Annotated in this window: 22 protein-coding genes and 2 pseudogenes; 14 read left to right on the top strand and 10 right to left on the bottom strand. The window is 71.8% G+C overall.

All coding sequences use genetic code 11. The features are described from left to right. The first annotated feature begins 9 nt into the window (after positions 1–9). A complete protein-coding gene (locus ABZ312_RS12445) occupies positions 10–372 on the top strand; it encodes a DUF1330 domain-containing protein (protein WP_500329405.1) in 363 nt (120 codons plus the stop codon). Positions 373–393: 21 nt separating this feature from the next. Here the strand turns inward: ABZ312_RS12445 and ABZ312_RS12440 are convergent, their stop codons facing one another. Further along, a complete protein-coding gene (locus ABZ312_RS12440) occupies positions 394–1,071 on the bottom strand; it encodes a FadR/GntR family transcriptional regulator (protein WP_500329404.1) in 678 nt (225 codons plus the stop codon). A 3-nt stretch (positions 1,072–1,074) separates the two neighbouring features. Here ABZ312_RS12440 and ABZ312_RS12435 point away from each other — a divergent pair, with 3 nt between their 5' ends. Continuing rightward, entirely contained in the window at positions 1,075–2,322 is a 1,248-nt protein-coding gene (locus ABZ312_RS12435; protein WP_500437541.1) for an MFS transporter, read from the top strand. A gap of 21 nt (positions 2,323–2,343) precedes the next feature. On the opposite strand, the gene ABZ312_RS12430 is transcribed toward ABZ312_RS12435, so the two are convergent. Next, a complete protein-coding gene (locus tag ABZ312_RS12430; protein WP_500437540.1) occupies positions 2,344–3,036 on the bottom strand; it encodes an SDR family NAD(P)-dependent oxidoreductase in 693 nt (230 codons plus the stop codon). Between the two features lie 334 nt (positions 3,037–3,370). Here ABZ312_RS12430 and ABZ312_RS12425 point away from each other — a divergent pair, with 334 nt between their 5' ends. Further along, complete coding sequence (locus tag ABZ312_RS12425; protein WP_500437538.1) at positions 3,371–3,586, top strand: hypothetical protein; 216 nt, start codon at positions 3,371–3,373, stop codon at positions 3,584–3,586. 98 nt (positions 3,587–3,684) lie between these two features. Here the strand turns inward: ABZ312_RS12425 and ABZ312_RS12420 are convergent, their stop codons facing one another. The 4 genes and pseudogenes from ABZ312_RS12420 to ABZ312_RS12405 all read right to left on the bottom strand — a co-directional run bounded on the left by ABZ312_RS12420 (position 3,685) and on the right by ABZ312_RS12405 (position 5,521). After that, positions 3,685–4,245: a mycothiol transferase gene (locus tag ABZ312_RS12420; RefSeq protein ID WP_500329400.1), complete on the bottom strand. Its 561-nt coding sequence runs from the start codon at positions 4,243–4,245 to the stop codon at positions 3,685–3,687. A gap of 72 nt (positions 4,246–4,317) precedes the next feature. Continuing rightward, on the bottom strand, positions 4,318–4,473 hold the full coding sequence (locus ABZ312_RS12415; RefSeq protein WP_500329414.1) for a hypothetical protein: 156 nt from the start codon (positions 4,471–4,473) through the stop codon (positions 4,318–4,320). 67 nt (positions 4,474–4,540) lie between these two features. Then, positions 4,541–4,630 (bottom strand): annotated as a pseudogene (locus ABZ312_RS12410) (MarR family transcriptional regulator); the annotation flags it as partial. A 183-nt stretch (positions 4,631–4,813) separates the two neighbouring features. Continuing rightward, entirely contained in the window at positions 4,814–5,521 is a 708-nt protein-coding gene (locus ABZ312_RS12405; RefSeq protein WP_500356445.1) for an SDR family NAD(P)-dependent oxidoreductase, read from the bottom strand. A gap of 247 nt (positions 5,522–5,768) precedes the next feature. Here ABZ312_RS12405 and ABZ312_RS12400 point away from each other — a divergent pair, with 247 nt between their 5' ends. The 4 genes from ABZ312_RS12400 (at position 5,769) to ABZ312_RS12385 (ending at position 9,049) form a co-directional block, all read left to right on the top strand. Continuing rightward, entirely contained in the window at positions 5,769–6,143 is a 375-nt protein-coding gene (locus ABZ312_RS12400; protein WP_500356447.1) for a nuclear transport factor 2 family protein, read from the top strand. A gap of 31 nt (positions 6,144–6,174) precedes the next feature. Further along, a complete protein-coding gene (locus ABZ312_RS12395) occupies positions 6,175–6,735 on the top strand; it encodes a carboxymuconolactone decarboxylase family protein (RefSeq protein WP_500437536.1) in 561 nt (186 codons plus the stop codon). 39 nt (positions 6,736–6,774) lie between these two features. Beyond that, entirely contained in the window at positions 6,775–7,257 is a 483-nt protein-coding gene (locus tag ABZ312_RS12390) for a hypothetical protein (RefSeq protein WP_500437535.1), read from the top strand. Positions 7,258–7,330: 73 nt separating this feature from the next. Continuing rightward, positions 7,331–9,049: an IMP dehydrogenase gene (locus ABZ312_RS12385; RefSeq protein ID WP_500437533.1), complete on the top strand. Its 1,719-nt coding sequence runs from the start codon at positions 7,331–7,333 to the stop codon at positions 9,047–9,049. A gap of 51 nt (positions 9,050–9,100) precedes the next feature. Here the strand turns inward: ABZ312_RS12385 and ABZ312_RS12380 are convergent, their stop codons facing one another. Together ABZ312_RS12380 and ABZ312_RS12375 are read right to left on the bottom strand one after the other, a co-directional pair. After that, positions 9,101–9,904, bottom strand: a complete 804-nt coding sequence (locus ABZ312_RS12380) for a GNAT family N-acetyltransferase (RefSeq protein ID WP_500329394.1) — start codon at positions 9,902–9,904, stop codon at positions 9,101–9,103. A gap of 86 nt (positions 9,905–9,990) precedes the next feature. Continuing rightward, positions 9,991–10,789 (bottom strand): annotated as a pseudogene (locus ABZ312_RS12375) (helix-turn-helix transcriptional regulator). A gap of 268 nt (positions 10,790–11,057) precedes the next feature. Here ABZ312_RS12375 and ABZ312_RS12370 point away from each other — a divergent pair. The 3 genes from ABZ312_RS12370 to ABZ312_RS12360 all read left to right on the top strand — a co-directional run bounded on the left by ABZ312_RS12370 (position 11,058) and on the right by ABZ312_RS12360 (position 15,014). After that, positions 11,058–13,514, top strand: a complete 2,457-nt coding sequence (locus tag ABZ312_RS12370; RefSeq protein WP_500437531.1) for a SpoIIE family protein phosphatase — start codon at positions 11,058–11,060, stop codon at positions 13,512–13,514. A gap of 255 nt (positions 13,515–13,769) precedes the next feature. Next, positions 13,770–14,675, top strand: coding sequence for a TIGR03619 family F420-dependent LLM class oxidoreductase (locus ABZ312_RS12365; RefSeq protein ID WP_500437529.1), 906 nt, complete (start codon positions 13,770–13,772; stop codon positions 14,673–14,675). Between the two features lie 120 nt (positions 14,676–14,795). Next, a complete protein-coding gene (locus ABZ312_RS12360; RefSeq protein WP_500329389.1) occupies positions 14,796–15,014 on the top strand; it encodes a hypothetical protein in 219 nt (72 codons plus the stop codon). A gap of 298 nt (positions 15,015–15,312) precedes the next feature. Here ABZ312_RS12360 and ABZ312_RS12355 read toward each other — a convergent pair whose 3' ends face one another. Then, on the bottom strand, positions 15,313–16,023 hold the full coding sequence (locus ABZ312_RS12355; RefSeq protein ID WP_500437527.1) for a hypothetical protein: 711 nt from the start codon (positions 16,021–16,023) through the stop codon (positions 15,313–15,315). A gap of 292 nt (positions 16,024–16,315) precedes the next feature. On the opposite strand from ABZ312_RS12355, the gene ABZ312_RS12350 reads away from it, so the two are divergent. The 4 genes from ABZ312_RS12350 (at position 16,316) to ABZ312_RS12335 (ending at position 20,423) form a co-directional block, all read left to right on the top strand. After that, entirely contained in the window at positions 16,316–16,969 is a 654-nt protein-coding gene (locus ABZ312_RS12350) for a class I SAM-dependent methyltransferase (RefSeq protein WP_500329387.1), read from the top strand. A 357-nt stretch (positions 16,970–17,326) separates the two neighbouring features. Beyond that, complete coding sequence (locus tag ABZ312_RS12345) at positions 17,327–17,905, top strand: TetR/AcrR family transcriptional regulator (RefSeq protein WP_500437525.1); 579 nt, start codon at positions 17,327–17,329, stop codon at positions 17,903–17,905. 603 nt (positions 17,906–18,508) lie between these two features. After that, positions 18,509–19,093, top strand: a complete 585-nt coding sequence (locus tag ABZ312_RS12340; RefSeq protein WP_500437523.1) for a hypothetical protein — start codon at positions 18,509–18,511, stop codon at positions 19,091–19,093. A 118-nt stretch (positions 19,094–19,211) separates the two neighbouring features. Then, entirely contained in the window at positions 19,212–20,423 is a 1,212-nt protein-coding gene (locus ABZ312_RS12335) for a serine hydrolase domain-containing protein (protein WP_500437521.1), read from the top strand. A gap of 70 nt (positions 20,424–20,493) precedes the next feature. Here ABZ312_RS12335 and ABZ312_RS12330 read toward each other — a convergent pair whose 3' ends face one another. Then, positions 20,494–21,855, bottom strand: coding sequence for an MFS transporter (locus tag ABZ312_RS12330; protein WP_500329413.1), 1,362 nt, complete (start codon positions 21,853–21,855; stop codon positions 20,494–20,496). Positions 21,856–21,989: the final 134 nt, after the last annotated feature.

Raw genomic sequence — 21,989 nt, 5'->3', positions numbered from 1 at the left:
GGAGCAGCCATGACCGCCTACGCCGTCGGCCACCTTCGTCCCGCGCAGCCCCACGAGGAGGTCTTCACCTACATGGAGCGCATCCAGGACACCCTGGACCCCTTCGGCGGCCGCTTCATCGTCCATGGCGCGACCGTGGAGGTCGTCGAGGGGCGGTGGCCCGGGACGATCGTCCTGATCGAGTTCCCGGACATGGACCGGGCGCGGGCCTGGTACGGGTCGAACCCCTACCAGGAGATCCTTCCGCTCCGCACCCGCCATCTCGACGGCGAGGTCATCCTCGTCGACGGCGTCGGACCCGGCTACGACGTCACCAGGACCGCCGCGCGGCTCAGGGAGGAAGCCACCCGGACGGGCGCGTTGCCGGCCTGACGGGCCGCAGGCCCGGCGGGCTCAGCCGCCGAACCGGCAGCCCGAGGTGTGGGAGGCGGCCTCACCGGCCGCCGCGGCCGCGTCGCCCGCGCGGACGGCGTCCAGCAGACGCGCGTGGTCCATGTAGTCCTCCGGGCGCAACGCGCGGCCGCCGAAGTGCTCCTTCAGCGAGTCCCTGACGACCTGGCCCAGGTCCGCGTAGAGCTCGGCCAGCACCTCGTTGTGCGAGGCGGCCACCACGGCGAGATGGAAGGCGCTGTCCGCGTCTACGAAGGCGTCCCGGTCACCCGAGGCCCAGGCGCGTTCCCGCTGGTCCAGCAGCGTGCCGAGGCGGGCGAGGTCGTCCTCCGTGCGGCGCGTCGCGGCCAGGCCGGCGGCGGCCGACTCCAGGGCGCCGCGCACCTCGGTCACGTCCCGCTGCCCGGCGTCCTCGAAGCGGCGCTGCATCACCCCGGCGAGCTCGCTGGTCGCCGCGACGTACGTGCCCGAGCCGTGGCGTATGTCCAGCAGCCCGTTGTGGGCGAGCGCGCGGACGGCCTCGCGGACGGTGTTGCGGGCCACCCCCAGTTGCCGGACGAGTTCCGGCTCGGTCGGGATGCGCGAGCCCACCGGCCAGGCCCCGGAGGTGATCTGGCGGCGCAGTCCGGACACGACCTGCTCGAAGAGACCGGAAGGACGCGGCACGGGACGTAGACTCATCCCATGATTATACGCCGGAGTGTCCCGAACCGGTCCGCGGAACGGCGGAACCCGGCACGGCCCGGTGCCCGCACCGGCGGCCTGGCGGTGGTGGCGCTGCTGCTGGTGGCGTTCAACCTCCGCCCCGCCGTCACGAGCCTCGGGCCCGTCCTGGCCGAAGCGCGCGCCGCCCTCGGGATGAGCGGTGCCGTCGCCGGGCTGCTCACCTCCGTGCCGGCGCTCTGCTTCGCCCTGGTCGGCTTCGCCGCTCCCGGGCTCGCCCGCCGGTACGGACCTTCGGCGGTCGTCGCGGCGGGCACGGCCGTGGTCGCCGTGGGGCTGGTGCTGCGGCCCCTCGCCCGGGGCACCGCGCTGTTCCTGGCGCTCAGCGCCTTCGCGCTCGCCGGGATCGCCGTGGCCAACGTGCTGCTGCCGGTGGTGGTCAAGCAGCGCTTCCCCGACCAGGTCGGCCGTATGACCGGCCTGTACTCCATGGCCCTCAACCTGGGCGCCTCGGTCGCGGCGGCCGCCACGGTGCCGCTGTCCGGGGCTTTCGGCGGTGACTGGCGGTGGGGGCTGGGCGCCTGGGGCGTGGTCGCCGCCGCCGCCGTGCCCCCGTGGCTCGTACTGGCGCGCATCCGTACGGCGGACCGGGCGCCGCAGCCCGCACCCGGGCCACCCGGCGCCGGGACCGGACTCGGTGTGCGGATGACCCGCTCCCCCACGGCATGGGCGCTGGCCGCGTACTTCGGCCTGCAGGCGGGGGCGGCCTACGTCGTCATCGGCTGGCTGCCCCAGGTGTTCCGGGACGCAGGGCTGTCGGCCGGGACCGCGGGCGTGCTGTTCGCCGTCACCTCACTGCTGGGCGTACCGCTGTCCTTCGCGCTCTCGGCCCTCGCGGGGAGGCTGCGGCGGCAGAGCGGCATCGCGGTCGTGCTCGGGGTGTTCGGGCTGGCCGGGTACGCGGGGCTGTGGGCGGCACCGGCTGCCGCGCCGTGGGTGTGGGCCGTGCTGCTGGGCGTCGCCAACTGCTCGTTCCCACTGGCCCTGACGATGATCGGGTTGCGCGGCCGGAACAGCGCGACGGTGGTGCGGCTCTCCGCCTTCGCGCAGAGCGCCGGCTACCTGCTGTCGATCCCCGTCCCGTTCCTGGTCGGAGCGCTCTACGAGCACACCGGCGGCTGGCGGGTCCCGCTGGTCCTCATGGCCGCCTTGATGGTGGCGCAGCTGGCCGCGGGCCTGCTCGCGGGACGGGACCGTAACGTTGGCTGACCGCGGCGCCGACCGCGGGGATCACCAGGGCAGTGCGCCGTCCGGGCCGGAGAAGGTGCCGGTGGGGCCGTCCGGGCCGAGGGTCGCCAGCCGGACGATCGCCTCGGCGCCCTCCCCCACGGTCCCGGTGCCCGTTCCGAACAGGTCCGCCCCGGTCAGCCCGGGCTCGGCGGCGTTGACACGCAGGCCGGGCAGGGCCTTGGCGTACTGCACCGTGAGCATGTTCAGCGCCGCCTTCGACGACGCGAACACCGGCAGGAGGATGCGGGCCTCCGGGCGGCCCGGGTCGGTGACCAGGCCGAACGAGCCGAACGCCGAGCTCACGTTGACGATGACGGGCGCCTCGGAGACCGCCAGCAGGGGCAGGAAGGCGTGTGTCATCCGCACCGCTCCGAAGACGTTGGTCTCGAAGACGTGGCGCATGACGGCCGCGGTGACCTCCTCGGCCCCGCGCACGCCCTCGAACGCCCCGGCGCCGTTGACCAGGACGTCGAGCCGGCCCTCCCGGCGGGTGAGGTCGGCCGCAGCCGCAGTGACGGAGGCGTCGTCGGTCACGTCGAGGGGGACGAAGTGGGCGCCGAGCTCGGCGGCGGCCGCGCGGCCGTGGCTCGCGTCGCGGCCGCCGACGTGCACGGTGTGCCCCAGCTCGATCAGCCGGCGGGCGGTCTCCCGGCCGAGGCCCCTGGTGCCTCCGGTGATCAGTGAGACGGTCATGGGTCTCCCCTGCGCTGTGCGGATCTTCTGTCGCCGCAGGGATCCGTACCGCGTACGGGTCCCGTCAACGCCGCTTCCCGGGGATCCGCCCTGTCGCTGGCGTTGACGACGCCCGGGGTGGCGCCGGAGGAGCGCGGGGAGTGGGCGGTGCGCGGGTTCGCGGGGGCGTCGCTGGTCGCGGTACTGGCGGCGTGCGCGATGATCGGGCTCGGCCTCTGCCTCGCCCTGGTCCCGGTCCGTACGACGCGCTTCCTCAACGAGGCGTTCGCCGTGGTCCCGGCGATCGGCGGCCGGCACCGGCTCCTGCAGCGCCTCGTCGCCCACGGCGATCGGCGTGGCCCTCGTCCTGTACGGCGTGTACTTCGCCGACCACGTCCCCGCGGGCGGCCGGATCCTGTGGCACGTGGACACGAGCACGTACCACACGGAGGTAAAGGTGTTGAGGATCCCGCCGTGGCGCGTCCTTCCCCTGCTGGGACTGGCCGGGCTCTCCCTGGTCGACACCTCCAGGATGGTCGTACCGAGCCGGGCGGCCGTCCGGGCCCGGTAGGACGGGAGCGGCAGGCCGGGACCGGCAGGCCCGGGCCAAAAGGACGGCGGCCACCGCGTGATCACCCGCGTGCCGGGGAGGAAGGGCTCAGGCCCCCGTCACTGCCCCACCCTGCCGTCGACGCACTCGCGCAACAGGTCGGCGTGCCCGCAGTGCCGGGCGTACTCCTCGATCCGGTGCACCAGCAGCCCCCTGACGGCGATCCCGTCCTTCCCCACGCGCTCGCCCAGGTCCGGGTGCGCCGCGAGCGCCGCGTCGGTCGCTGCCTGCTCGCGTTCCAGATCGCGGTACGCGGCATCGACCACGGCCTGGTCGGCGACGGCGTCGTCGAAGTCCGCGTCCCGCCTGCCGTACAGCTTCGGCAGCGGTTCGCCGTCGCTGATCCAGTTGCGCCAGTCCCGTTCCACCTCGGCGAGGTGCCGGACGAGGCCGAGCAGCGACATCGTCGACGGTGGGACCGAACGACGGGCCAGTTGCTCCGGGTCCAGGTCCTGGCACTTCATCCGCAGGGTCATGCGGTAGCTCGTCAGGTAGTCCTGAAGGGTGGCGAGTTCACCCTCCGGACCGGGGCCTTCGCTGTCGCGGGGGTCGTCGTCCGGGTCGACCCACATGTCGGGGTAGACGGTTGCCCGGGTCCATCGTGGCGCTTGGTCGCTCATGCCCCGCATGGTGGTCCGTGACGGCCCGCTTCCGCCACCGAGTTTGTGCCGCCGGACGCCGGACGCCGGCCCTCAGCCGAGGTGCTCGGCGACGCCTTCGAACTGGACGGCCATGCCCGAGAGGGAGGCGGAGTCGACGTGGTCCATGACGCGCCTGCGCGCACTGGCCAGGAGCGACGGATAGGCGGCTTCCAGCCGTTCCAGGCCACCGGACGTCAACGTCGCCACGCTCCCCTCGCGCGTCCAGCTCGTGCCGTCGCTTGGCCACCCAGCCGCGGGCCTTGGGGGAGTCGACGACCCGTGAGATACGGCTGGCCGACAGGCGGGTGAGCTCGGCCAGGTCGATCATCCGCAGTTCGCCGTCCCTGGCCTCCGACAGGAACATCAGCACCGAGTACTCGGACAGCGTCAGCCCGGTCGGCTTCAGAAGGTCGTCATCCAGAGCCTTCGGCAACGCGGTCATCACGCGCTGCAGGGCACGCCAGAAGCGCTCTTCGTCTGCGTCCAGGGGAGCATCTGCCGTCATGGCGCCAGCTTGACCCGCGGGTATACCGCCTACAGCCTCCCGTCACCAGGGCAGCGCGCCGCTGCGGTCGAAGTAGCCGCCGGTCGGGCCGTCGGAGCCGACGAGCGCCATGCGGACGATGACCTCGGCGCCCTCCTCGACCGACTGGAACCCGGTGTTGCCGTTCAGGTCGGTCTTGGTGAAGCCCGGCTCCACCGAGTTGATCCGGAAGTCCGGCAGCGCCTTCGCGTACTGGACGGTGATCATGTTCACGGCCAGCTTCGACGCCGGGTAGTCCAGGCCCGGGAACATGTGGGCGGGCTGGTCGGGGTCCGTGACGTGGTGCAGCGAGGCCAGGCCGCTGCTGACGTTGACCACGACCGGGGCTGGAGACTTCCGGAGCAGCGGCACGAACGCGTGGAGGACCCGCACGACGCCGAAGACGTTGGTGTCGAAGGTCGTCCTCATCGCGTCGGCGGTGGTCTCCACGGTGGGCACGACGCTGTTGTCCGGCCGGCGCACCTCGATGCCGGCGTTGTTGATCAGCACGTCCAGGCTGCCGCCGGCCTCGATCGTCCGCGCGGCGGCGGCGACCGACTCGTCGTCCGTCACGTCGAGCCGGACGAAGGACGCCCCCAGCCGCTCGGCGGCCAGTCGGCCCCGCTCGGCGTCGCGGGCGCCGATCCAGACGGTGTGGCCCTCCCCGATCAGGCGCCGCGCCGTCTCGTACCCCAGCCCCTTGTTGGCTCCGGTGATCAGTGTCGTCGTCATGGTGTCGCTCCCGTCTCGGTGTTCGTTCTCCGACGCCTCCAGATTGCGGCGGGGCGGGGCGGGCAGGGAGTCGTCTCGTTTTCCTGGGACTCGCGGTACCGGGTTGCTCGCCGCTTGCGCCGCGGTCCGCGGGCTGTGACGAGGTCCACAGGCCACCGAACGCCGTACCGGACCCTCGAGTCCGGTACGGTCGGATGCATCCGGACCCAAGGGTCCACATAGCCCCTCCCCCGAAGGAGCACCTGGGATGACACGCGCCCGCATCAGCGAAGCCCTCCGGGCACTGGTCTTCGAGCCCGAGCCCGGCGTCGCACTGGACGAGGTCCTCGACCGGTACTACGCGCCCGACTACACCCACCGCAGCGACGGCGACGTCCTGACCCGCGAGGAGTTCGCGGCCATGGTCGCCGGCATCCGCCCCCGGATCACCGGCGGCACGGTGACCGTCATCGACGAGGTCGGCGACGGCACGACGTACGCCGAACGGCACGTCTTCCACCTCACCCTGGCCGACGGCTCCACCCAGCACCGCGAGATCGCGATCTTCGGCACCCACGCCGAGGACGGCCGCTTCTCGCACCTGAGCGAGACCGGCTTCGACCTCCCCGCCGAAGCCCGCTGACGCCCCCGACCACGCACCCCAGGAGCACACCATGCCCCGCCTGACCGACCCGGACCCGGCGTCCTTCCCCGACGACGTCCGTCAGTACCTGACGGCGCTGCCGCCGGACCCCATGGTCAAGATGATGTCCCACTCGGCCGGCACCGTGAAACCGTTCGTGGAGCTCGCCAGGGCCCAGTTCACCTCCCTGCGCCTCCCGGCCCGTTCACGCGAACTCGTGATCCTCACGGTCGCCGAGTACACCGACTGCGCCTTCGTCGCGGCCCAGCACGAACCCATGGCGCAGGCCGCAGGAGTCGACGAGCCGACCCGCCGGCTCACCCGGGCCCGGGACCTGGACAACCCCGCCATCCCCCTCCCCGACCGCGCCCTGCTCCGCCTCACCGCCGAAGTCGTGCGGCAGCCCCGCGTCAGCGACGAGGTGTTCGACCTGGCGCGGTCCTTCCTCAGTGAGCGCGAGTTGGTCGAGGTCCTTCAAGTGGCAGGCTACTACTGGTCGTTCGGCCGGATCGCCACCGTTCTGGACGTCGAGGTGACCAAGGTCTACGGCGACGAGGTCCTGGATGCCCCGACGGACGCCGACAGCGCCTGAGACGTCGATTCCCCGTGCACGCCCGGGGATACTTGCGGCGTGCTGCTGACATCGATCGCCGAGATGGCCGACGAGCCGCTCCTGCTGGAGCCGGCCGACCGCCGGGTCGAGTGGGAGACCAACACCTGGTGCCTGTCCGCGGAGGTGGACGACCGGCGGTCGGTCTCGGTGGCCGAGGTGGTCGACGCCTTCGAGCGGACCGCCGAAGGCATCCGGCGACGCGTCCACGCCACGGGTTTCGCCGGGGCGGCCACGTTCTACGTGTGGCACGACGAACAGGCCGGGCAACTCCGCTGCTCCACCGGGTCGGTGGCCGCGGACGAGCTGCCGTTCGGCGGTGCCTACGCGCCCTCCGGCGACCTCGAATCCATCGTCAAGGACTTCCTCAACGACCCGGAACCCGGCCTGGTCGCCTGGCCGGACCTTGACGTCGTGGGCGACCGGTCCGAACCACCGTCGCGCGAGGGGGAGGCGGCGCCTCTACCCGTATGGGTGAGCAGTGCCGGAACGGTCGCGCAATGATCCTCGCACGCCGCCCCAACGTTTCGATCTGACCTCGGGAAAGGACGGGTGCGGTACGATCACGCATGGCGTCATGGAAGTCAGCGCCTGTGCAACACCGTGCGGATTCCGGTCTGTCGTGCCTTCGCTGTCAATTCGGCCGCGCGTGTGTGCACCGACCCGCCGGGTGCGCCCGCTCCCAGGATCTCCAGAGCGCATTCTTCCGACCGTGCGCTACCGGCCGGCGTCGATCCGCACTGCCGGCGCGAGCCTCGCCCATCGGTCGTCGACCGGTGCGCAGGCCCTTTTTGGAGACGACGTGAAAATCCTCCCCGAGATTTCCCGCACCCTGAGTGAGTACCTCCTCATTCCGGGCCTGACCACGGAAGACTGCACGCCGGACAACGTGGACCTCGGGGCGCCCCTGGTGCGTCACCGGGTCGGCGAGGAGCCGGGGATCCGGGTCGCCACCCCCATGGTGAGCGCCATCATGCAGGCGGTGTCGTCACCGACGCTGGCGGTGGCGCTGGCGCAGGTCGGCGGGTTGTCGTTCATCCACCAGAACCAGCAGGTCGAGGACCAGGCCGCGGACGTGCGGACGGTGAAGCGGCACAAGGCCGGCTTCCGGACCAGCGACGTCACCGTGGCGTCGCAGACGCCTCTCGGCGAGGTGGCACGGCCGTTGGCCGACACCGAGCAGGGCGTGGCCGTGGTGACGGAGAACGGGGAACCGGACGGCGAGTTCCAGGGGATCATCAGCCTCGACGACTTCCACCTGGAACGTCACGGAACCTCCGAGGCCGCCGGCAACCGGATGCGGGGCCGTGACGATCTGGTCACCGCGCCGGCCTCGGTTTCGCTGTCCGAGGCGAACGAGCTGATCTGGCATCACCACCTGGACGTGCTGCCGCTGCTCGAGGACGGCCGGGTCGTCTCCTTGGTGCTCAAGAGGGACTACCAGGCCCACAAGACGTACCACCGCGCGAGCGTGGACGGCGAGAAGCGTCTGCGGGTGGGCGCCGGCATCAATTCCCGTGACTTCAAGGACCGTATTCCCGCCCTGCTGGAAGCCGGCGCGGATGTGCTGTGCCTGGACTCCTCCGACGGCTATTCCGTGTACCAGGCGAGGACCCTCGAATTCGCGCGGGAGACGTACGGTGACGACGTTTTCGTCGGTGCGGGGAACGTCGTCGACGGCCGGGCCTTCCGTTACCTGGCCGATGCGGGCGCGGCATTCGTGAAGGTCGGGATCGGCGGCGGGGCCATCTGCACCACCCGCGCGCAGAAGGGCATCGGCCGCGGGCAGGCCTCCGCACTGCTCGACGTGGTCGAGGCGCGCGACGCCTATGCCCAGGAGACCGGGGTGTACGTGCCGCTGTGCTGCGACGGGGGCCTGCTCAACGACTCGCACATGGCGATGGCGCTGGCGATGGGGGCGGACTTCATCATGCTCGGCCGCTACTTCGCCCGGCTCGACGAGAGCCCGTCGCCGAAGCTGCAGATCGGCGGCCAGTGGTACAAGGAGTACTGGGGTGAGGGCTCGCGGCGCGCGCAGAACGCGGCCCGCTACGGCCACCGCGGCCAGATGGTCTTCGAAGAGGGCGTCGACGGCTACGTGCCCTACGCCGGCAGCCTGTACGACAACGTGGAACGGACCCGGGCCAAGCTCACCTCAACGATGATCAGCTGCGGGTCGACGAACCTGCGGGACTTCCACCGCGACGCGGTGCTCGTCCCGGTGTCCGCGGAGTCCTTCAAGCAGACCGGCGCCGAGGTGCAGTTGCGCCGGCCCGCCGTCCACTCCGGAGAGTGATCCGACCGGCCCGTGCCCCGGCCCTCACCAGGGCCGGGGCACGGGCCGCTCTCACGCGGGCAGGGTGAAGAGCCGGTACGCGGACACCGTCGTGAAGCCGAGGCGCCGGTAGAGGGGCTCACCGGCCGGGCTGGCCATGAGGGCGGCGGAATGCATCCCGCGGTCGCGCCCCACGCGGAGGGCGGCGGCCGTGAGGGCGCCGCCGATTCCACGACGGCGGTGGGTCCCGGCGACGTGGACGAGGAAGATCCCCGCGTGGCCGTGGGCCGTGATCACCACGGTCGTGCCGACGATACGACCGCCGAGCACCGCGGCGATCCGCACGATGTCCGCGTTGTCGGGGCGCTGCGCCTCGATGCGCACCATGTCGGCCTCGAGGCCCGGCGGGACGCCCATGGAGGCGCTGTAGGTGCGGACGAACTCCGTGAGGCGGGCGGGCTCCTCGACCGTCTCGATCCGCAGGCCGTCCGGTCGCTCCCCGGCTTCGACGAGCCGGTCGAGCGACCGGACCATCACCGGGACGGAGCCGATTTCGGCGAGTCCGTGGCGGGCGAGCGCGGCCGCCGTTCCCTCGGGGTCGGGGCTGTCGGGGCCCACCCACCACCACCAGGGGACGTCGGCGAGCCGGGTCCGGACCGTGGCGGCCGCCCGCCCGGCCTCGTCCGGGGAATGGGTCCGGACCACGCCGTTGAACTGGGGGGTCGCGAGTCCGCTGCGGTAGTAGTCGAGGTCCCCCTCGCCGCGTTCCGCCTCGCCCCATCCGAGCAGGTACTGGCGGAAGTTGGCGGTCACCCGGGTGAGGTCCACACCGTCCCCGGGCACGGGCGTCTCCGCCGGAATTCGTCTGTCTGTCATCCTCGTAGCTTTCACCGTCAGGGTGCCGTGTGCCGGAGCACCCCGTTTTGTCGGACGTCGTGGGACCGGGGACCGGAGTCCTTCGCTCACCGCTCCGGCGCGGTCAGCCGGTCCCGGTTCTCCCCCGCCGAGGGGCGGGCGGAGGCGCTGAGACTGCCGACATCTGCAGGAGTTCCGCGCTGCGGCTGCCCGGCTCGGGATGGAACACCCCGAGGATGAGCCCGCCGCTCCCGGCGATGGTCAGCTTGTTCGACCGCAGTTCCAGGTCGCCGGCCTGCGGGTGCCTCAGGCGGGAGACCCGGCCCGTGTGCGGCGTCACGTCGTGGCGGGCCCACAGGTCACGGAAACGGTCGCTCCGCAGCGACAGGTCACAGACCAGCTCGGTCAGCCGGGGGTCGTCGACGTCCGGCCTCGCCAGGGCCCGCAGGATGGCCGCACCCTCGTGTGTCATCGACTCCCAGTCCCTGCGCCGTTCACGTCGAAGAACCTGTTCTGCACCCAGGCGGGGTTGCCGCTCCATCCGTCGATCAGTTCGCGGATGCTCTGTGGCACCTGTTCCGGTCGCGGTGCCCGGCCGCGGGACCGTCTCCGGGCGGACGTGCGGTCTCCCTGAGCCTGCGTCAGGCCGATCAGGTGGTCGGCCGCGTCCTGGTCCAGGGTCAGCGCCCGGGCTACCGCGTCGAGCACCTGTGGTGACGGATTGCGGTCGCGTCCCTGTTCCAGCCGGAGGTAGTAGTCCGTGCTGATCCCGGCGAGCATCGCGACCTCTTCCCGTCGCAGACCCTCGACCCGACGCGTCCCTTGGGTGCCGATGCCGACGTCCTCCGGCCGGACCAGGCGCCTGCGCCCCCGCAGGAACTCACCCATCGCATTCGAAGCGTCCATACCGAGGACCGTAACCCCGTTCGGCGCGCACGTGCCTGGCCCCCTTGGTACCAGGCATGACGGGCCGAACGGCCCGCACGAGGCGTTCACCCCGGGGCAGCGGTGCCGTCACCCTCCGTAGCAGGTTGACGTCCGCAGCAGGTCGGGCGTGTGTCGGTGGGTCTCGGTAGCCTGAGTTGTGGTGCGGCCGTGAGCGGCAGGCGTCTCGCGGGCGCCCGGGGCGTCCCGGGACAGCCGGGATCGTCACCTTGCGTGACAGGACATGAGAATGGGCAATCCCTCCGAGGCTCCATACGGACGCCGCCCCTCAGGATCGTCCGGCGACGAGGACGTCGCCGGATTCGTCCTCGATGACGACGGCCTCGTCTCCGCGTGGAGCGCCGCCGCCGAACGGCTCTTCGGCTGCCGCGCCGCGGACGTCGTCGGACGCCCGGCAGCCGAGTTGTGGCCGGAGGCGTTCGCCGGGCCCCCGGGGCCTGCCGCCGGAGCACCCGGGCGGCCGTCCTCATCGGGCCGTCGCGCCGTGCTCACGCGCCACCGTGACGGCGGCCCCCCCGACGTCGTCCTCCACATGTCGCCCTTGCTCGAGCCGGGAGGGCGCGACGGCGGGGGCACCGCGGTCGTCGCGGTCCCGGCAATCTCTTCGGCCCTCGCGGAGGGCGAGGCGATCCTGGAGGCCCTCTTCACCCAGGCGCCCATCGGCATCGCCGTGTACGACCGGAACCTGCGCTTCGTTCGGGTCAACGCCGCCCTGGAACGCATCCACGGGTTCCCCGCGGAGAAGGCCCTGGGCCGGCCCGTCAGCGAGGTCCTCCCCGGACTCGACGCCGCGGCGATCGAGCGCAGGCTCAAGGGGGTCCTGGAGAGCGGCCGGCCGGTCGTCAACGCCGTCCACCAAGGGCGCACCTCCGCCGACCCGCACCGGGACCACGTCTGGCACGTCTCCTCCGTCGTCCTGACGGCACCGGACGGCGACGTCCTCGGGGTCACCGATCTGATCATCGACATCACGGACCGCCACAGGACCCGGGAGCGTCTGGCGCTCCTCGACGAGGCCGCGATGCGCATCGGCACGACGCTGGACGTGCGGCGCACGGCGGAGGAACTCGTGGACGTGCTCGTTCCGAGGCTCGCCGACGTGGCGACGATCGACCTCCTCGACGACGTCATGGAGGGTGCGGAACCGGAGCCGATGGGCTCCGGGCCCGTCGCGCTGCGTTCCCTCGCCCGCACGGCCGTCGACCCGGACGTCATCAGCGGGCTCCGGAAACCCGGGGAGCTGCAGGACTATCCCCCCGACTCGCCGCACGTGCAGAGCCTCGCCGACGGCCGGCCGCGGCTGATCCCCGTCGTCGACCCCGGCGCCCCCTGGCTGCGGGACACCGCCGACCAGCGGGTCAAGGCGATGCTCAGGTACGGGATCGACTCCTTGATCCTCGCACCGCTGCGCGCGCGGGACGCGACCCTGGGCCTGGTGCACCTGTACCGGGGGCGCGGCACGGAACCCTTCGAACCCGACGACCTCGTCCTCGCCCAGGACATCGTCGCGCGCGCCGCCGTCTGCCTGGACAACGCCCGCCGCTACACCAACGAGCACACCGCCGCCCTCACCCTCCACGCGAGCATGCTGCCGCGCAGCGTCCCGGACCAGAGCGCGGTCGAGGTGGCGCAGCACTACCGGCCGTCGCGGGTGCACGCAGGCGTGAGCGGCGACTGGTTCGACGTGATCCCGCTGTCCGGTGCCAGGGTCGCCCTGGTCGTGGGCGCGGTGCCGGGCACGGGGTTCCAGGCGGCCGCGTGCATGGGGCACATCTGCTCCGCGATCCGCACGCTGGCCCAAGTGGACCTCACACCGGACGAGTTGCTCGGCCAGATCGACGACATGGTGCCGCGGCTCCTGGAGCGCGAACACGCCACCGGGTCCGCGCCCGTGGTGGAGGCGCTCAAGGGCTCGACCTGCCTGTACGCCGTCTACGACCCCGTCTCGCGGCGGTGCGTGATGGCCAGTGCCGGACATCCCCCGCCGGCCGTCGTCGGCCGGAGCGGGGACGTGGTGATCCCCGATGTGCCGGTCAACAACCCCCTCGGCCAGGGGGACCCGGTGTTCGAGCCGCTGGATCTGGAACTCGCCGAAGGCAGCACCCTGGTGTTCTCCAGCCACAGCCTCCAGCGCGCCACGGACACGTCCGAGACGCTCGCCGCCCGCCTCAGCACCGTCGTCGCCGACCGGGCCCGCCCGATCGAGGAGACGTGCCGTGCCATCTCCGACCTGGTCGCCGCCCAGCTCACGATGGAGGACGGCCTGGCCCTGCTGCTGGCCCGGACCCGCCCCCTCGACCCGGGGAAGCTGGCCACGTGGACCGTGCCCCCCGTCCCCGCGGCCGTCGGCGACATGCGCTCGCTGGTGCTGCGGCAGCTCGACCTGTGGGGGCTGGAACACCTGGCCTTCGCCACCGAACTCATCGTCAGCGAACTCATCACCAACGCCATCCGGCACGGGCACGACCCGATCCGGCTGCGCCTGATCCTCGACCGGACGCTCATCTGCGAGGTCAGCGACGCGGCGAGCACGTCGCCCCACATCCGCCGGGCGGCCACCACCGACGAGGGCGGACGCGGGCTCTTCCTGGTGGCGCAGTGCTCCCATCGCTGGGGCACCCGGTACGCGCTGGTCGGCAAGACCATCTGGGCCGAGCAGACCCTGGAGCCCGTTCCGGCCGCCTGAACACCGCTTCCCTGGGGGAACCCCACTGTGCACGCCCCCGGCCCCCGGTGGCAGTGCCCCGGCGGTCCTGGGAGCGGGGGGACCAGTCGCCTCGTCATGAAGGTGCCGGGTGGTCCCGGCACTCCCAGGAACACCAGTGCCTTCACCCCCGGACGGCGGGACAGCAGGCTGGGCACGGCCTACGGCTTCGTCGCGGGCTCCTGACGTGGGCAACGGCCGTGTCCGGCATGCCCCCGAGGCGAACGAAGGGTTTCCATGAAGATCGGGTTTGCGCTTCCGTACCTGCACAACGTGGCCCACCAGGTCGACCGGGCGGCCGAGTTCGCCCGGGAGGCGGAGAAGGCCGGTGCGGCAAGCCTGTGGGCGGGCGACCGGCACTTCGCCGCCCTGAACCCCACGATCGGGGCCACCGGCCCCGGCACCACGATCCCGGTGGAGTACCGGACCGCGGCCGACCCCTTCGTTCTGCTCGGTGTCGCGGCGGCCGCGACCGAGCAGGTGCAGTTGGGCACCAACGTCCTCATCGCGCCGGTCTACGCACCCGCACAGCTCGCCCGCAGTCTGACCACGATCGACCGGATCAGCGGCGGGCGGCTCATCCCCGGCTTCGGCGTCGGCTGGTCGCCCGAGGAATTCACGGCGGCGAACGTGGACTTCACCAAGCGCGGCGCCCGTACCGACGAGATGCTGGACGCACTCGAGCTGCTCTGGACCCGGGACCCGGTGGAGTACCACGGCCGCCACCTGGAGCTTCCGCTGCAGTACGCGCCGTTGAAGCCCGCGCAGAAGCCCCGCCCTCCCTTCTACCTCGGTGCGCCGAGCGGGGCCCCCGCCGCGCTCAAGCGCATCGGTGAACGTGCGGACGGCTGGCTGCCGGCGTGCGTCGTGCCCGTCTTCGTGGACGCCGACACGGTGCTGGCGCAGCGCGCCCTGATCAACGAGTTCGCCGGTGCGGCGGGACGCGACCCTTCGCTGCTGGACACGGTCATGCGGGTCAACGTCGTGGAGGGGACCCCGCTGACCCGGGTCGCCGACGCCATCAAGTCGCTCGCCGACCGGACGGGCATCCAGCACTTCATGGTGGAGTCCATGTCCCTCCCCCACGTCGACGCCTCGCTCGAACTCGTCACGGATCTGCTGGCGCTGGTCCGGCGCGGCTGATCCCACGCTCGTCCCGTCACCCTGCGCGATTCACCCGTTCGGCGGCCTCTCGGTCGCGGCTTCGGGGCGGGCGGCGTCTCATGAGCGTGACCGCATACGCGTTCGAGTGGGAGGTCGCCGATGTACGACATGCGCGCCGAACCCATAGCGACGGAAACCGGATCCGCCCAGTTGTGGCACGTACTCCGGCTTGACGGAAGCACCCTGTGCGGCCGTGCGCTCGCCGGCAGGCCCGTTCCGGCACCCGACGACGACTACCGCGACGAGTACTGCACCCCCTGCATGACGGCGGTCGCCACAGCGGCGTCCCGCAGCGGCAGGGTCCGCCCCATGGTCTGAATCCCCCACACCCCCCGGCCGACAGGGTTGGACCTGTCGGCCGCCCACCTTCCCTTTGATTGCGAACGCACGCATGGCACTTCGGTTAGACAACGTTGTCAGACCCCGATGCACGGCGCTCCCCGGAAGGGATTCACCTGCCCGGGACAGATGACGCCCTCTGCGTCGAAGACAGCGTGTACAGGATGCCGGTCACGGCCGGACCGGTCTCGCGGGACCGCGTCGCGGCCGCGGTGGGCCTCTCGACGGAGGCGTCCGAGCGAGCGCTCATGCCAAGGCACCGAGGCGGCCCTTGCCGTCAGGGGAAGTCCGGGCACTCCTCGGCGAAGCCTTGCGAGACGGGCTGCCATGCGCCGTGGTCCTCACGCACGCTCAGTCGATCCGCCTCCTCCGCGGTCTTGATCAGCTGGGCGGTGGTCAAGGGGACGGCCGCCGCGAAGACCCGCCCGAGGTGGTGGCAGTGCAGCAGCGGGCGGAGTTCCTCCGAGTACGGCTCATCGGCGACCGCGAAGAGATCGGGCAGGGTCCAGCCCAGCGGACCCGCTACGGCCGATAGCTGCTGCCGGCGGTGCGGACTCGGGTCCCAGCGCGACACCATCCGGTACAGCGTGCTGAGGGACAGTCCCATGAACGGCAGTTCACGGATGCCGAAGCCGCGATTGCGGATCAGCGCGCCGAACACGGCGGCGAACCTGGTCTCGGCGGGACGGCGGCCCGGCCACGCCGGCTGAACGAAGGGTCCTGGAGCGGTGACGCGGGGCAGTGAGCGCACGCATGCCTCCAGCGCGGCGAGCTGGGAGTGGTCGCAGTGACTGACGCGGTATGCGAACTGCCTCATGACCCTGGCGTCGCGCTCCGGGGGCAGGAGTTCCGTCGGCACCGGCCGGCCTGCGACAACGAGAAGGTCGGCGGCCGGTATGTCGAGTTCGGCGGCAAGTTCGGCGAGTCGCTGCGGGGCGGTGTCGGTTCCGCCCGCGGCGAGGCTGCCCAGGATGATGGCCCGTTCCATGTGAGGAAGGTAGCGGGTGGGCTGCCAGGACAGTCGGGGCCGCGGGAGTTCACGGTGGGGACTCGCCTTCGGCGATCGCCTGGGGCGTATCGACGCCCGCCAGGGCGACCCGGTCCGGCACCGGGAGCCGTCCGGGATGGCGGTGCCGGCGTGGGCGCACCGGCGACGGTGCCGTGACCGCGAACGATCAGCGGCGTGGTGCGACGGCTGGGTGGCGACCGCGGCGGATGTCGCCCAGACGAGCTGAAGGTCGTGCCATGGTCTGTCAGTTGCCTGGTCTAGGGTCGCCCGCATGGCCGAGCCCTCCTTCCTGACCTCCGTCCGCGAGTCGTACGACACGGTCGCCGCCGATTACGTCGAACGCGTCCCGCCTCCAGACGCCATGGACCCGCTGTCACGCGCGATGCTGGCGGGATTTGCCGAACTGGTGCGGACGGCCGGTCTGGGGCCGGTCGCGGACCTGGGGTGCGGCCCCGGGCGCGTGACGGCGCACCTGGCCGGGCTGGGGGTGTCCGCCTTCGGCGTCGATCTGTCGCCGAAGATGGTCGGGCTGGCCCGGCACGCCTACCCGGACCTGCGGTTCACCGAGGGCTCGATGACCGCGCTGGAGATGGGGGACGACGAGCTCGGCGGCATCCTGGCCTGGTACTCCACCCATCACACGCCCCCGCAGTGGCTGCCGGATGTGTTCGCCGAGTTCCACCGCACGCTCGCGCCCGGCGGCTGCCTGCTCTGGGGAGACTACGTCGGCGATGAGCGGCTGCAGCCGACCCACCGCTATGGCCGTCCGGTGTCCTACAAGTCGTACCTCCTGCCCCTGGACCGCATGGTCGACCTGCTGGAGCAGGCCGGACTCGTCGTCACCGCGAAACTGGAACAGCAGCCCGGCGGACGTGTGAACCGACCGCACGCCTGCCTCCTGGCCCGCAAGCCCGAAACGCCCTGACGGGGCTCGTCCGGGATGAGGGAACTCGGCGGCGCCAAGCACCTGATGGCCTTCCGGGACGACCGCTGCACGCGATCACCGACGCGTTCACCGCGGCCGGCTTCCGGATCGACGTCATCAGCGAACCGGCCCCACGAGGCCGAGCGGCGCGGCTTGCCTGCACGGTCGTTCCCCACCGGGGCCTGCGAACCGGCACCACCCGCATCCGCCGGCGGAGGTCGGCGCGCGCCATGGAGGCACCCAGTACTTGCGTACGCACACACTCACCGCAAGGAAACGGACTCCCGGGTCCGATACCATGGCCACCGGACCCAGGGGGCCGAGCCCCTCATCGAACCCAGACAGGCCAGCCGTCCCATGAGCCCTGCGCACCCGCCCGACCCGGAACGGCAGACGTCCACGTCACCGCGGCGGGCGGACGCCCGCCGCAACCACGAACGCGTGGTCGCCGCCGCGGTCGACGTCTTCCGCGAACGGGGCACCCTGGCCACCGTCCCCCAGATCGCGGCGCGGGCCCAGGTCGGCAAGGCGACCGTCTACCGGAGCTTCCCCACCAAGGAGGACCTGCTGGAGACGATCACCCGGCTGAGCCTGGAGGAGCTCGAACGGCGCACCGCAGCGGCCCGGGACGAGCCCGGCCCCGACGAGGTCTTCCGCCGCCATGTGTGCGCACTCTTCGACGTCCTGGCCCACGACCGTCTGCTCGCCGAGCGCCTGGCGGACGGAGCGTCCCCGGCCGCCGTGTCGGTCCTGGAGTCGCTGACCGAGGCCATGGAGACCGCGCGTGCGGCGGGGACGCTGCGCGAGGACACCACGCCGCTGGATCTGCGGGTGCTCCTGTGCGGCGCGGCCCTGCAGCTGGTGCGGCTCGAGGAACGCGAACCGTCGGTCTGGCACCGCTACGCGGACATGGTGCTGCGGGCACTCTGCCGCTGACCGCCGCGGGACGCCCCAACGACCGTCCGGGGTACGGAGGCTGCCGCGGACGTGTTCGAGGAAGCGACGGGCGGCCTGGCCGGCCGCGTGTGCCCCGGGAGAGACGAGTCGACGCGGCGCCGCAACGGGAGCGCGGCCGCGGAGCATGAACTCGACGGGAAGTGCCGGCCCTCGGGTGCCAACGCGATCCCCACACCCGCGACGACCAGGCCGATGACCGGGGGCCATTCGCCGCAGCTTCAGCCGGTCCGGGTCCGGCGGTTCGAGGTCGAGCAGGTCGAACTCCGCCTCGTGCACGAACCGCAGGGCATCCAGGGCCCGGCCGACCCTGCTCACGTATGGCCGCGCTGGCGGCGAGGGCCGTGCCGGATGCGTGGGCCATGCGGTCGGCGTCCTCGACCGGTAGCGCGTGCATCCGTGGATCTCCCCCTGTCCATGCAGTGGCGGTTCCGACGCGGCAGGTGGCGCACCACCACCGACCCGGAAAGTCTGCGCGTTCTGTCAACCGATCTTCGCCGAACCGTGGTCTGAGAGGTGGAGGGGGCATGTGAGCCCCCGGTGCGTTCGTTTGACAGTCTGCAAGGAGTCTCATCCATGACCCGGATGAAGAAGTTAGCGGCGGCCACGATGACGGCGGCCCTTCTGGCAGGGGTGCCGGCAGTGGCCTACGCGGTGGCGCCGTCCACGGCGTCCACGGCGCCCACGGGAACGTCACAGGCCACCGCGGCCGCCCGCGCCCCCGCCACGAGGGGCGGGTGGGCGCGGGTCGTGTCGCCCGGTGAGCGCGTCAACGCGGCTCCCGGGGTGGTCCTGTGGCTCACCGAGGAGGGCAAGCACTGGTCCACGCCCGACCAGCCGGACCAGTTCCGCAGCGTGGTCGACGGCAACATCGATCCCACTCGGCCCAGCGTGAGCCTGCAAGCCGAGACGGTGGGCGACCGGTACTTCCTGTCCGGGGTGTACGTCACCCCGGACGACGCCGCCGACGCGGCCACCGTCAGGGTCGTCACCGGCCTCGGCACGGTCACCGGCAGCGTCGTCCGGCTGCCCGGACACCCCCGCTGGGGCGCCTGGTACGCCACCAGCCCGCTCCCTTCGTCCTTCCCGCAGCAGGGGAGCCCCTTCATACGCAGTGTCACCGTCTTCGACGCGGGCCACCGCCCCCTCGCCACCCTGGCCGTCGGCTGACGCCTGGCCACCGGCGGGGGACCCGGCACGATCCGGGTCCCCGCGTTCCCGGGCCCGCAGTCGCCGCATAAGGCGACGCCCCCCACCGGTCACCTGTTCCCCGACCAGAAAGTCCACCATGCGCATCAAGAACGCGGGCATCGTGCTCGCAGGCTGCACCGCGACGGCCGTCCTGGCCGCCTCCCCCGCCGGCGCCGCCACCTCATCCCTGCCCGCCCCTTCCGTCGGCGCCGTCCTGGCCGTGCAGAAGCAGGCGATGGCCAACGGCGCCCCGGGGGCGCTGACCCGTATCGACTCCGGCAGCACGAGCTACCGCATCTCCTCCGGCCAGGCGGACACCGTCGCCCACACCGCGATGGACGCCGACCGCCGGTTCCGGGTGGGCAGCGTCAGCAAGTCCTTCACCACGGTGGTGCTGATGCAACTGGTCGCCGAGGGGCGTATCGACCTGGACGCACCGGCGAACACCTACCTGGCCCAGCCGCTGCCGGACGACCGGATCACCGTGCGGCATCTGCTCAGCCACCGCAGCGGCCTGTGGGACTACACCAACGACATGTTCTACTTCACCGTCCCGGGCTTCGAATCGGTACGGAACAAGGTGTTCACCTACCAGGAACTGATCGACCTGTCGACGGCCCACCAGCCGACCAACGAGCCCGGCGCGGCCTACAGCTACTCCAACACCAACTTCGTCGTCCTGGGGCAACTCATCGAGCACGTCACCGGCGTGCCCATGGCCACCCAGTACCAGCAGCGCATCTTCGAGCCCCTGAACCTGAAGAACACCACCTACGTCCACCCGCAGACCACCATCTCCGGCTCCTACGCCCACGGTTACCTGCGCCCCGACGACACCACGCTGCCGCTGGTGGACTCCACCGAACAGACCGTCTCCTGGGCGCAGTCCGCCGGCGCGGTCATCTCCAACGCCAACGACCTCAACCGGTTCTTCTCCGCGCTGGTCTCCGGCACGCTCGTGCCCGCCGCCCAACTGCAGCAGATGATGACCATGGTCCCGGTCAACGCCGACGGCACCCAGTCCTACGGGCTGGGCCTGCGCGCCAGGAAGCTGTCCTGCGGCGTCACCGTGTACGGCCACACCGGCACCGTCCAGGGCTTCTACACCTACGCGTTCACCACCGCCGACGGCAAGCGCAGCATGACGTCCATGGCCAACACCTCCAACAACGGAACCGTCAACACCATCCTCGGCGGCACGCTGGAAGCCGCCTTCTGCGGCACCACCCCCGCCAAGGCCCTCACCGCCAAGTCCTCCGAGGGCGGGACGTTCACCGAGGACATAGCCCCGCAGGTCGTCCGCCGCTGACCGACCGCCGCGCTCCCGATCCCGGCGCCGTGTCCGGGATCGGGAGCCGCACACCTCGGTGGGGGCGGTACTACGCCTGCGGCACCACACCCTCGGCCGGCGACCGCGCGGCCCGCGGCGCCGGGTCGCCGGCCGCCTCCTCGGCACGGCTGAGCGCGGCGTTCCTGGTGTCGGGCATGAGGACGTAGGTGACGAGGGAGACCAGCGCACACGCCGAGACGTACCAGAAGAAGGCCGACTCGTGACCGGCGTCCTTGAACCACAGCGCCACGTACTCCGCGGTGCCGCCGAACAGGGCGTTGGCGATCGCGTACGGCAGCGCCACGCCCAGCGCCCGTACCCGGGTGGGGAACAGTTCGGCCTTCACGGCGGCGTTGATCGAGGTGTAGCCCGTGACGATCACCAGCGCGAGCAGCGAGAGGCCGAGCGCGGGCCAGTACGAGGAGGCCGAGCCGAGCGCCGTCATGATCGGGTAGGTGCCGAAGGTGCATCCCACGGCGAAGGTGATCAGCAGCGGCCGGCGGCCGATCCGGTCCGACAGCGCACCGGCCAGGGGCTGGAGCAGCGCGAAGACGAAGAGCGCGGTGAAACTGACCAGCGTCGCGGTGTTCTTGGCCATGCCGGCGCTGCCGATGAGGTACTTGGTGAGGTAGGTGGTGTAGGTGTAGTACGCGACGGTGCCGCCCAGGGTGAGCGCCATGACCAGCAGCGCCTGACGCCGGTGCTGCCACAGCAGCCGGAGCGAGCCGCGGGCGTCGTCCTGGGTGCCGGCCTCCTCGGCGAAGGCGTCGGTCTCCTGGAGCCTGCGCCGGATCCAGAAGACGACGAGGGCGAAGACCGCGCCCAGCAGGAAGGGCACGCGCCAGCCCCAGTCGTACAACTGGTCCGTGGTCAGCACGTGCTGGAGCGTGATCAGGATCGCCAGGCCCAGGAGCTGTCCCGCCGTCATCGACACGTATTGGAAGGACGAGCCGAGCCCGCGCCGGTTGCGGGCCGACGCCTCGGTGAGGTAGGTCGCGCTGGCCGCGTACTCACCGCCGATGCTCATGCCCTGCAGCAGCCGGGCGAGCAGCAGCACGAGTGCGCCGGCGTAGCCGGCCTGACCGTACGTCGGGGCGATCGCGATCAGCAGGGCGGCGACGGACATCATGGTGACGGTGAGGGTCAGCGCGCTCTTGCGGCCGTGCCGGTCGGCGGCGCGCCCCAGTACCCAGCCCCCGACGGGACGCATGAGGAAGCCGACCGCGAAGATGCCGGCGGTGTTCATCAGCTGGGTGGTCGGGTTGTCACCGGGGAAGAAGGAGTCGGCGAAGTAGAGGGCGAAGCTGGCGTAGACGAACCAGTCGTACCACTCGACGAGATTGCCCAGCGACCCTCCCACGAGGGCGAGGCGGCGCTTGCCGCGCTGCTCGGCGGACGGGGACGCGGGCATGGCGGAAGTCGGCGACATCGGCGGCTCCAGAGGGAAAGGCCCTGATGGGGGACGGGGCGAGGTGCCCAGAGCACGGGGTTCCGCGCCTCGCCCGGACAAGGTCCGGCGCCCAGATCTAACGTCCCGCCGAGAAT

This window comes from Streptomyces sp. NPDC006207 (assembly GCF_040613835.1).
Classification (GTDB): domain Bacteria; phylum Actinomycetota; class Actinomycetes; order Streptomycetales; family Streptomycetaceae; genus Actinacidiphila.
This window is presented reverse-complemented; position numbering and strand designations above follow the sequence as displayed.

Coding starts and splice junctions, on each gene's coding strand:
- ABZ312_RS12445 (WP_500329405.1), top strand. CDS start 10: ATGACCGCCTACGCCGTCGGCCACCTTCGTCCCGCGCAGCCCCACGAG.
- ABZ312_RS12440 (WP_500329404.1), bottom strand. CDS start 1,071: ATGAGTCTACGTCCCGTGCCGCGTCCTTCCGGTCTCTTCGAGCAGGTC.
- ABZ312_RS12435 (WP_500437541.1), top strand. CDS start 1,075: ATGATTATACGCCGGAGTGTCCCGAACCGGTCCGCGGAACGGCGGAAC.
- ABZ312_RS12430 (WP_500437540.1), bottom strand. CDS start 3,036: ATGACCGTCTCACTGATCACCGGAGGCACCAGGGGCCTCGGCCGGGAG.
- ABZ312_RS12420 (WP_500329400.1), bottom strand. CDS start 4,245: ATGAGCGACCAAGCGCCACGATGGACCCGGGCAACCGTCTACCCCGAC.
- ABZ312_RS12405 (WP_500356445.1), bottom strand. CDS start 5,521: ATGACGACGACACTGATCACCGGAGCCAACAAGGGGCTGGGGTACGAG.
- ABZ312_RS12400 (WP_500356447.1), top strand. CDS start 5,769: ATGACACGCGCCCGCATCAGCGAAGCCCTCCGGGCACTGGTCTTCGAG.
- ABZ312_RS12395 (WP_500437536.1), top strand. CDS start 6,175: ATGCCCCGCCTGACCGACCCGGACCCGGCGTCCTTCCCCGACGACGTC.
- ABZ312_RS12385 (WP_500437533.1), top strand. CDS start 7,331: ATGGAAGTCAGCGCCTGTGCAACACCGTGCGGATTCCGGTCTGTCGTG.
- ABZ312_RS12380 (WP_500329394.1), bottom strand. CDS start 9,904: ATGACAGACAGACGAATTCCGGCGGAGACGCCCGTGCCCGGGGACGGT.
- ABZ312_RS12370 (WP_500437531.1), top strand. CDS start 11,058: ATGGGCAATCCCTCCGAGGCTCCATACGGACGCCGCCCCTCAGGATCG.
- ABZ312_RS12365 (WP_500437529.1), top strand. CDS start 13,770: ATGAAGATCGGGTTTGCGCTTCCGTACCTGCACAACGTGGCCCACCAG.
- ABZ312_RS12360 (WP_500329389.1), top strand. CDS start 14,796: ATGTACGACATGCGCGCCGAACCCATAGCGACGGAAACCGGATCCGCC.
- ABZ312_RS12355 (WP_500437527.1), bottom strand. CDS start 16,023: ATGGAACGGGCCATCATCCTGGGCAGCCTCGCCGCGGGCGGAACCGAC.
- ABZ312_RS12350 (WP_500329387.1), top strand. CDS start 16,316: ATGGCCGAGCCCTCCTTCCTGACCTCCGTCCGCGAGTCGTACGACACG.
- ABZ312_RS12345 (WP_500437525.1), top strand. CDS start 17,327: ATGAGCCCTGCGCACCCGCCCGACCCGGAACGGCAGACGTCCACGTCA.
- ABZ312_RS12340 (WP_500437523.1), top strand. CDS start 18,509: ATGAAGAAGTTAGCGGCGGCCACGATGACGGCGGCCCTTCTGGCAGGG.
- ABZ312_RS12335 (WP_500437521.1), top strand. CDS start 19,212: ATGCGCATCAAGAACGCGGGCATCGTGCTCGCAGGCTGCACCGCGACG.
- ABZ312_RS12330 (WP_500329413.1), bottom strand. CDS start 21,855: ATGCCCGCGTCCCCGTCCGCCGAGCAGCGCGGCAAGCGCCGCCTCGCC.